General features: G+C 43.6%; 9 protein-coding genes. 5 read left to right on the forward strand and 4 right to left on the reverse strand.

Features of this window, described 5'->3' with window-relative positions; genetic code table 11:
• Positions 1-57 precede the first annotated feature (57 nt).
• Positions 58-954, reverse strand: coding sequence for a phosphatidate cytidylyltransferase (locus VB654_RS18980; protein ID WP_323215363.1), 897 nt, complete (start codon positions 952-954; stop codon positions 58-60).
• An 84-nt stretch (positions 955-1038) separates the two neighbouring features.
• The gene (gene cbiT / locus VB654_RS18985) at positions 1039-1641 is read right to left on the reverse strand and encodes a precorrin-6Y C5,15-methyltransferase subunit CbiT (RefSeq protein ID WP_323215364.1); all 603 of its coding nucleotides are present in this window, start codon (positions 1639-1641) and stop codon (positions 1039-1041) included.
• Positions 1642-1735: 94 nt separating this feature from the next.
• On the opposite strand from cbiT, the gene VB654_RS18990 reads away from it, so the two are divergent.
• Together VB654_RS18990 and tatA are read left to right on the forward strand one after the other, a co-directional pair.
• Positions 1736-3154 carry a serine/threonine-protein kinase gene (locus VB654_RS18990; RefSeq protein ID WP_323215365.1) on the forward strand — a complete coding sequence of 473 codons (1419 nt, stop codon included), beginning with the start codon at positions 1736-1738 and terminating at the stop codon, positions 3152-3154.
• A 41-nt stretch (positions 3155-3195) separates the two neighbouring features.
• A complete protein-coding gene (tatA, locus tag VB654_RS18995) occupies positions 3196-3369 on the forward strand; it encodes a twin-arginine translocase TatA/TatE family subunit (RefSeq protein WP_323215366.1) in 174 nt (57 codons plus the stop codon).
• A 39-nt stretch (positions 3370-3408) separates the two neighbouring features.
• Here the strand turns inward: tatA and cphA are convergent, their stop codons facing one another.
• On the reverse strand, positions 3409-6111 hold the full coding sequence (gene cphA, locus VB654_RS19000) for a cyanophycin synthetase (protein WP_323215367.1): 2703 nt from the start codon (positions 6109-6111) through the stop codon (positions 3409-3411).
• Between the two features lie 189 nt (positions 6112-6300).
• Positions 6301-7164, reverse strand: a complete 864-nt coding sequence (locus VB654_RS19005; protein WP_323215368.1) for a cyanophycinase — start codon at positions 7162-7164, stop codon at positions 6301-6303.
• A 635-nt stretch (positions 7165-7799) separates the two neighbouring features.
• Between VB654_RS19005 and trmD the strand changes: the two genes are divergently transcribed.
• The 3 genes from trmD to VB654_RS19020 all read left to right on the forward strand — a co-directional run.
• The gene (trmD, locus tag VB654_RS19010; protein WP_323215369.1) at positions 7800-8561 is read left to right on the forward strand and encodes a tRNA (guanosine(37)-N1)-methyltransferase TrmD; all 762 of its coding nucleotides are present in this window, start codon (positions 7800-7802) and stop codon (positions 8559-8561) included.
• An 18-nt stretch (positions 8562-8579) separates the two neighbouring features.
• Complete coding sequence (ispF, locus tag VB654_RS19015) at positions 8580-9062, forward strand: 2-C-methyl-D-erythritol 2,4-cyclodiphosphate synthase (protein ID WP_323215370.1); 483 nt, start codon at positions 8580-8582, stop codon at positions 9060-9062.
• Between the two features lie 232 nt (positions 9063-9294).
• The coding region (locus VB654_RS19020; protein ID WP_323215371.1) for an ABC transporter substrate-binding protein at positions 9295-9762 on the forward strand (468 nt) is incomplete at its 3' end.

Raw genomic sequence — 9762 nt, forward strand, 5'->3', positions numbered from 1 at the left:
CCTGCCCCCTGCACCCTGCCCCCTGCACCCTGCACCCTGCCCCCTGCCCCCTGCCCCTTATATATTGGCTATTAAGGGCAATAAAAGTGTGATGAAATAGTAAACCAAGGGGGCTGTAAAGATATAACTATCAGTGCGGTCTAAAATGCCACCGTGACCGGGGATCAACTGGCCTGAGTCCTTAACCCCAGCATCACGCTTGAGCATAGACTCAGTTAGATCCCCTAACAGGCTGGCAATACCAATTAGTAAACCCAATGCTACACCTGTAAATAGGAATTGTGGCAAATGCAGATAATAAGCTCCGGCTATGGCTACGGCAATGCTGGCAGTGATACCAAAGACTGCACCTTCTACGGTTTTTTTGGGACTGATGTCAGACAAACGGGTTTTTCCAAAAAATTTGCCAATAATGTAAGCACCAATGTCAGCTGCCCAAATACATAAAAAAGTTAGTACTGTTAAAGTTAGTCCTTGTGGTAAAGAAGCGAAACTCTTTTGCTGCGAGTTCAAAATATTTGTCCAATCTATAGGCCAGTAAGCGCCGAAAGGGAGATTGCTGTAGGCTAAACTATCAAGAGTCCGTAACCGCACCCAGTAGCTCGACAAGTAACCAACATAAAATAACCCCATAATTGAAGCGGAAATATCGGCTATTGTGGCCATTTTTGGCTGAAATAGTAAATAGAAACAAATCAACGTCCCAGCTATTGGCATGACGGCATCAGCCAAGGTTTCATTAACGTTACAAATCACCAATAAGGCTTGGCTAACAAACATGGTAGTTTTAGCCGCAGGAACCATACCTCTAGCTCGCACCAAATTAAAATATTCTTCTTGTCCTAAAAACACGACCACTGCAATGGCGATAGTAAAGTACCATCCGCCCAAAAGGGTTGCCACCAGAGCAAGAGCGATCGCGACAATTCCGCTAATAATTCGAGACCAAGGCATAAAAGTAAGTATGAGTTATAAAGGATGAAGTCTGAAGTATGAGGTGTAATTTATCCTTTATGCCTCAGTTTTCATCCTACGAATCTAGTCTAGTTTCTCACCACTGAGGATAAAAATTGGATCAACCCCTGTAAAGGTTTGAGAAAGGCCGCGCGTCTCTAAACGATTCACCGCCGATTGGACGACTTCAATATTTCTAGCTCGCAACACGGAAAAACTCTGAGAAATAGCATACAAGCCTTCTAGATTAGCAGCTGTGGCGACAACTCTACCCGATGAGGGCAAATAATGCCAGACTGCTGGCAAAATCTCTTGTATGGGTTTTCCACCCTCAATACAAACGCGGTCTGGCGCTACTTTGAGGTCATGCAAACACTCTGGAGCGCTACCTTCAATTATTTCCACGTTTTTGACTTCAAAGCGATCGCAGTTGCGCCTAATCAAGTTGGCTACTTCTTCATCCCGTTCCACTGCAATAATTTTTCCACCAGGAGACAGCAGCCCAGCTTCTACAGGAATTGTCCCCGTTCCCGCCCCAATATCCCATAATACTGAATCAGGTTGTAGCCGCAGTTGAGAAATCAATAATAGCCGAACTTCTCGTTGGCTGAAGGGAATACCTGGCAAATGCTCAAACAATTCATCGGGAATACCAGGGGTAACATAAGGCCAAAGTTGGGAGGGCATAGAAAGACACAATTATACTAAAGATATCCGCTTGCCCAATGTGACAAGCCATCAGCGAAGAAAGCTCTTAAACTCAGCGTTATCAGCAATCATCATGGTCAGCGAAATTTTAGGCGATTCGCCTGAAGGCGATAGCTTCGCTTCACGCTACGAAGTCCAGCAGCTGTTGGGCAAAAAATCAGGAAGGCGATCGCTATTAGCTAGGGATCAAGTAACTGGGGAATTGGTAGTCATCAAGCTACTCTCATTTAATAGTGACTTTGAATGGGATGATCTCAAGCTGTTTGAGCGTGAAGCCAAAACATTAAAATCTTTATCCCATCCTGCTATTCCTCGCTATTTAGACTATTTTGACGTAAATTCACCCAACATTAAAGGATTTGCTCTAGTACAGAGTTATATTTCAGCCCAAACATTAGAGCAATATTTACAAACTGGGCGGACTTTTACAGAAGCTGAAGTTAAACAAGTCGCCACAGCCCTTTTAGAAATTCTGATTTACCTACATGGGCTACATCCCCCTGTGATTCACCGTGATCTTAAGCCTAGCAATATTTTATTGGGTGAACGTTCTGGGAATAGTGTCGGTCAAGTTTACCTAGTGGATTTTGGTTCGGTACAAACTGTCCTTGCGGCTGAGGCTGGAACCAGGACTGTTGTAGGTACTTATGGATATATGCCTCCAGAGCAATTTGGGGCGCGAACTGTTCCGGCTTCTGACCTTTATAGTTTAGGAGCAACTTTAATTTATTTAATCACAGGAAATCATCCCGCCGATTTACCCCAAAAGGATTTTCGCATTCAGTTTGAGCAAGTTGCTCATTTGAGTCCCGGCTTGACTCGCTGGTTACAATGGATGACTGAACCAAGTCTGGAACGGCGGCCAAGTTCTGCTGCGGCAGCTTTAAAAGCTTTGAATGAGTCGGAATTGAAGATTCCCTATGCCATAAACATTGTCAAACCTCTTGGGAGTAAAATTCAACTCAAGAGAAACTCAGATTATCTAGAAATTCTGATTCCACCAGTGGGCTTTAAGCCATCGATGCTATTCACTGGTTTATTTGCGATTTTTTGGAATTTCTTTATCCTCTTTTGGACAATTGGCGCTCTTTCCGCCCCTTTTCCATTCAACCTCCCCTTTGCTTTGTTCTCACTGCCTTTTTGGGGGGCTGGCTTTTTCATGATATCTACTTTATTAATGGGTTTATTTGGCAACATTCGACTGACCTTAGATGACCAGCAAATTGCCTTACGATATGAGTTATTGGGACTTAAATTTTATCGTCCTCGTCCATCGCCCAAAGAAAGTATCACTAAACTTGTTTATATTCCCAGACATATCACCAAAAACTCTGATGGAGATAAAACTATAGTGGCGGCTCAATTAGAGATTTGGGCAGGGGTACAAAAATATCACCTTGGGATCAATTCCAGTGCTATTCAATCTGAAGCAGAACTAGAATGGCTATCTCATGAATTAAGTGATTGGTTAGGTATGGAAATCACCAGATAATGCTACGTTAATATTTATGTACCCTTAACAGGCAAGATATTATGTTTGGATTGGGATTGCCGGAAGTAGCCATAATTACCGTAGTCGCCATTGTCATTTTTGGACCTAAAAAACTTCCTGAATTGGGAAATGCACTGGGTAAAACCTTGCGGGGTTTTAAAGAAGAATTAAACTCTGATGATGATGACACCACACTTGAACAGGAAAAGCAATAGCCAATGGTAGAGACGCGATTATCCGTCTCTACTGTGTGACTAAAGCAAAGTATTGATTACAGAAGATGTCACCCCGTTTGGGCTATCTACAATTGTTGTTGAGGTATTTTGTGGCTGTACCTCCTCTGTTACTAAACCGCGCAGCTTGATTAATTTGATAGCTCGATTGACACTTTCTGGCAAAATTACCACCAGACTTTTATCGGGAGCCATATCCAAGGCTTTATTAATCGCTGCGGTTTCATCCAAAATCGACTCATAACGACAATTTGGATTAACTTCGGTGATGCCTTCAATAATCAAATCGGCCGCAGATCCCCGTGACCGTCCTCTGGTATCATCATCTTCTTTGACAATAATGTAGTCAAAAATATTTGCTGATAATTTACCCAAGGTCACAAAATCTTCATCACGGCGATCGCCAGGGCCACCAACTACGCCAATGCGCTCTCCTGTAGTCCAATTTCGGACAAAAGAACCCAAGGCTTCGTAACTAGCTGGATTATGAGCATAGTCCACTAAAGCGTGGTGTTTCCCTAGATTAAATAAATTCATCCGTCCTGGCGTTTGACTTACAGAAGCACGGAAAGTTTTCAAGCCAGCCCGAATTTCCTCAATTGTGACATTTTGAACAAAGGCTGCCAAACTAGCTGCTAAGGCATTGGCAATCATAAACGGCGCACGTCCACCCATTGTCAAAGGAATATTTTCTGCCCTTTCGATGCGATGCGTCCAATCACCTTTAACAATTGACAGATAGCCATTTTCGTAGACTGCCGCTACTCCTCCCTTTTGGACGTGCTGACGCACTAATTCCGAATCAGGATTCATGGTGAAATAGGCAATATTAGCTTTCGTTCTTTCTGCCATCGCCGCAACCCGGTGATCATCAGCGTTCAGTACGGCGTAGCCATCAGGAAATACAGCTTCTGCGACTACACTCTTCAGGTTAGCTAACTGATCGATAGTATCTATATCGCCTATGCCTAGATGATCAGCCGCTACATTCAACACTACACCGACGTTAGCATTTTCAAACCCGAGTCCAGAGCGCAGAATGCCACCACGAGCCGTTTCCAGCACCGCTACTTCTACAGTTGGGTCTTCCAGAATGACATGGGCGCTTTGCGGCCCTGTATTATCTCCAGATTCAACTAAGTATTCGCCGATGTATGTACCGTCTGTAGTTGTATACCCTACTACTTTACCTGTCTGCTTGTAGATATGTGCTAATAGTCGAGTTGTAGTAGTTTTACCATTAGTCCCTGTGACACTCAATATCGGAATCAGTCCCGATTGTTGGTTGGGGAACAGCATATCCATCACTGCCCCGGCAACGTTGCGGGGAGTGCCTTGACTGGGGGCAACGTGCATCCTGAAACCAGGTGCAGCATTTACTTCCACAATCACAGCATCCATCTCTCTTAGAGGACGACTAATATCTGTAGTGACAATATCGAGTCCAGCAATATCCAAACCAATAATTTTTACTATTCTTTGTGCCAGCCAAACATTTTCTGGGTGAATTTCATCAGTGCGATCTATCGCACTACCCCCCGTACTTAAATTAGCTGTTGCACGCAAGTAACAAATTACTCCCTTTGGTGGGACGCTATTGATGGTGTAACCTTGCCTTTCTAACAGTTGGTAGCTGTTGCGGTCTAGTTCAATTTTTGTGAGAATTTTGTCATGACCGTCACCGCGATTAGGATCTTGGTTGGTTTCTTCAACTAGGTCGCCAATGGTGGATCTGCCATTACCAACTACGTGAGCCGGGACACGTTCGGCTACTGCTACAACTTTGCCGTCTACAACTAGTACCCGATGATCTCGCCCAACATAATAGCGTTCAATAATAATTGATCGAGAAATCAGTCTAGCGGCCTCGTAAGCTGCCTCAGCTTCATCCCAGCTTCTAATATCAATGGTAATACCACGTCCGTGGTTCCCATCTGATGGTTTAATGACGATGGGATAACCGCCAACATATTCAATGGCTTCTTCTAAGTCGTCTAAAAAGTTAATCACCGTACCTCTTGGTACTGGAGCGCCAGCTGCCGCGAGAATGCGTTTAGTTGATTCTTTGTCGCAAGCTAATTCAACACCCAAAATACCGGTCTTATTGGTCATTGTGGCCTGCATACGCTTCTGATTCACGCCGTAACCCATCTGAATCAAAAAGCGCGCGCTCAACTGTGTCCAGGGGATACCCCTTTTTTCGGCTTCTTTGACAATTGCTTCTGTGGAAGGCCCTAAAGAAGATTCACGCCATAAGTCTTTGAGGTCGAGGATGTCTTGTTCGAGTTCTGCTTTTGGATAACGACCTCTATCAACAATACTTTGGCATAGCCGCACAGCAGCTCGTCCAGCGTAGCGTCCCGCTTCCTCATTCAGGTACTCGATCACTACCTGAAAAATTCCAGGTGTGGCAGTTTCACGGGTGCGCCCAAAGCCGACGTGCATTCCGGCTAATTCCTGGAGTTCTAAGGCTACGTGTTCCACAATATGGCCCATCATAGTGCCTTCTTTGACCCGCATTAGAAAACCACCACGACAGCCAGGCGAGCAATAGTGACCCTCCAGACTGGGTAACGCCTCTACTAATCCTTCATAAAAGCCAGGGATTTCGTTAGAGGGTATCTTGGCAAGGTTTTCTAAATCGAGGCGCATGACGATGAGCTTATGGCGTCGAATGCTCCAGTAGTTTGGGCCACGTAAGGTCTGGATCTTGAGGATTCTCATGGGAATAGGTAGATGGAGATTCGGAACCAAAATTCTAGTTTCTTACTGAAATTGACCGCTAAACTGTTTATTACGAACAGTTTTTTCTTTTTCATGGTACAATCGTGATTTTTTTACAGCAAGAAACCAAGTCAGCGATGCCTTCGGCCGCAAGCAACAACATAGTTTAACTGAACCTACTCTATTCCGTCAGCTGGAGATGCGATGCACAGCAGGCAATACAGTCCGCTGATACAAGTGAAATCGATCACCATAGCTGAGGATGTGGAGTCGTAAATTATGCACAGTTAGCGGTTCGTTAGCACCGACATGAGGTTCATTAGTATGGGTAACTTCTGTGGGATCGACAATGGTGACACTGCCTTTACCCACGACTTGTAACCAACCATCACGTTCAAATACAGCACAGGTATCTTCATCAATACCAATACCTAGACGGTCGGGGTGAGATGCGATCGCGCTAATCAGGCGACCCATACGATTACGATTGTGAAAATGCTGGTCAACAATTACTTCTGGAATAAAACCCAAACCCGTTGCCATATCGACCAAGGAACGATTTGGAGTTTCACCACTACCACCACCAGCAATCATGTGATGTCCCATAACAGCAGCCCCGGCACTAGTGCCTGCTAGGGTCAGTTGTCCGGCTCGCACCCGTTGTCGGATAATTTCCATTGCTGGCGTGTCTGACAGTACGCCGCAAAGACGTAATTGGTCGCCTCCGGTGAGAAATACACCACTACAGGCTTCCAAGGACTCTTTGACTTGGGAAGTTTCACACTGTTCCCGTTCGCGGATGTCTAAAATCTCGACCTTTTCAGCACCCATTTCTTCAAAGAGGCGAATATACCTACCACCGATGATAGCGGGTTCGCGAGAAGCTGATGGAATAATTGTAATATAGGCCTTACTAGCACCAGCACGGCCAAAAAAAGTTCTGAGGATATCGCGTCCATGAACTTTATCTTCTGCGCCTCCGATAACCAGAACGGCGGTTTTAGTTGCTTGGGGTGTCCTCATTTCCAGCGATTTAGCTTTTAATTGCGGCATTATGTTTCTCCTGTCAACAACTTCAGGTGAATTTAACAAGGTACAGGCCATTGACACGCAGGCTATCAGTAGGCTGATAATTTTTGCACTCTGCTGTATTAAAGAGGAAACTTGTCTGAAGTTAGAATCGGAGTGAGTTGCCGATTTAACTTCTCGCCTGATCCACATGTTCGCGCAGCGTCTCCGTCAGGAGTAGCCTCAATTTTCATGTGTCCGTTGCTGTTCCTCAAAGCCAGGGTTCCTTGTTGTTCACCTGTACACTTTTTCCAGACTGGCAAAACAATGCTTGGGAGACTAGAGTTGACACTTTCATGCAGGGATTTTTCCCGTTGAATAAAATGTCCGTTTTCCCTCTGGTATTGGGGTTTATCAGGTTTTAACACGCTTTTTTTGAGGCTCGGCCTATACAGCCACCGAAGTTGTTAACTTGGTCAGATTATTAATTTAAATGTACTTGTGACAATATTTAAACACAAATTAAGTAATTAGAAAAACTTTTGATCCTACATAAAATCAATAGTTCTGGTAGTTTTAGTCACTATTGATTAAACTTATCTGTAGCTCTATCCTACATTGACTGATTATGTTTGCTAGACATTCAAATTTAAGATTAGTGTTCTCGAATACGAATTACTGTGCGCTTTGATATAGTTACACTTTTTCCTGACTGTTTTACCTCAGTTTTAAGTTCTGGGCTGCTGGCTAAAGCCTTAGCTAAACAGATTGCCCAAGTGAATCTAGTTAATCCCAGAGATTTTACCACTGATAAGCATCATAAAGCTGATGATGAACCCTACGGCGGTGGCGTGGGGATGCTGATGAAGCCAGAACCGATTTTTACTGCTGTGGAGTCGCTGCCCACTCTACCCCGCAGAGAAATTATTTTAATGAGTCCCCAAGGCGAAACCATAAATCAACCCCTTTTAAAAGAATTGGCCACAAATTATGATCAATTGGTAGTGATATGTGGTCATTACGAGGGTGTAGATGAAAGGGTGCTGCATTTAGTGACCCGTGAGGTGTCTTTAGGCGATTTTATTCTCACTGGTGGGGAAATCCCCTCTATGGCATTACTTAATGGTGTGGTGAGGCTTCTACCAGGCACTGTGGGCAAAGTTGAGTCGCTGAAGTCAGAAAGCTTTGAGGAGGGATTGCTCGATTATCCCCAGTACACTCGCCCAGCTAACTTTCGGGGCTGGAAAGTGCCAGATGTTTTGCTCTCTGGAAATCATGCCGAAATTGCCCGATGGCGATATGAACAACAAATTCAAAGAACAGGCGATCGCCGCCCCGATTTGCTGGAAAAATGGCAACAGGAGAAGCAGGGGGGAAGAGGCAGGGGGCAGGGAGCAGGGAGCAGAGGGGAGAAAAACTTCCCAATGAGCAATGACCAATGACAAATGACTTAATGACTAATGACTAAAATTCGTATTGGTAACGGCTACGATATCCACAGATTAGTGCGCGATCGCGCTTTGATTTTAGGAGGAATCCAAATTCCTCACGAAATGGGCTTATTGGGGCATAGTGACGCTGATGTACTTACTCACGCCATTATGGATGCCATGTTGGGAGCATTATCTTTAGGGGACATTGGCCATTATTTTCCCCCTACAGACCCTCAATGGGCTGGGGCAGATAGTTTGGTGCTATTAACTCAAGTACATCAGCTGATTAAGGAGCAAGGCTGGCAGATAGGTAATATTGACTCGGTAGTAATAGCAGAACGTCCCAAATTGAAGCCGCATATTGAAAAAATGCGTGCTAAGTTAGCGAGTGTTTTAGAGTTACTACCAAATCAAATTGGCATCAAAGCTACTACTAACGAAAAGTTAGGTCCTGTGGGCAGAGAAGAGGGGATTAGCGCTCATGCTGTTGTCTTATTAATAGCTTTATGATGATTTATTTTAGTCTAATTAGTAAATATTTCCTAGAGTAATGAGAATGGAAAATCATGGTTGGTATGGTGAGAAGCCGGAATAACTTAAATCTCATAATTTTAATTAATAATTAAAATTAATTGAGCAGACGAAAAATTCACTTGTGTCCCTGGTTTCAATAAATACCAAAAAATCTGATTTAGCTAAAATCTCAGTTGATTTATTTGAGTAAAAATATTACATTTAAATTATGAAATTTACCAGTTTTCTATCAGAAATTAAACGTTTTTATTTACCAATAATTCTAGCTTCAATAACAGCCATTACAATTGCTGCTTGCAATCCATCTAACTTTAAAAGTACAGCCGCGCAAGTACCACAATTAGTCAACAGCATTCTGAGTGACCCCAAAACCTTTAACTATGCCCTCAGTTCAGAAGTTCCTAATATATTTGGTTTAACTTACGAGGGATTAACCAACCAAAACCCCATAACTGGCGATATTGAGCCAATTTTAGCAGAATCATGGGAAATTACGGATGATAAATTAGGATTTATTTTTACCCTAAGAGAAAATTTAAAATGGTCTGACGGTCAACCATTAACAGTAGATGATGTAGTTTTTACCTTCAATGATATTTACCTAAACGCAGAAATTCCCTCTAATATTAAAGACATTTTACGGATTGGTGAAAGTCGGGCATTACCTAATGTGCAG

This window comes from Nodularia sp. UHCC 0506, from assembly GCF_034931045.1.
Lineage (GTDB): Bacteria > Cyanobacteriota > Cyanobacteriia > Cyanobacteriales > Nostocaceae > Nodularia.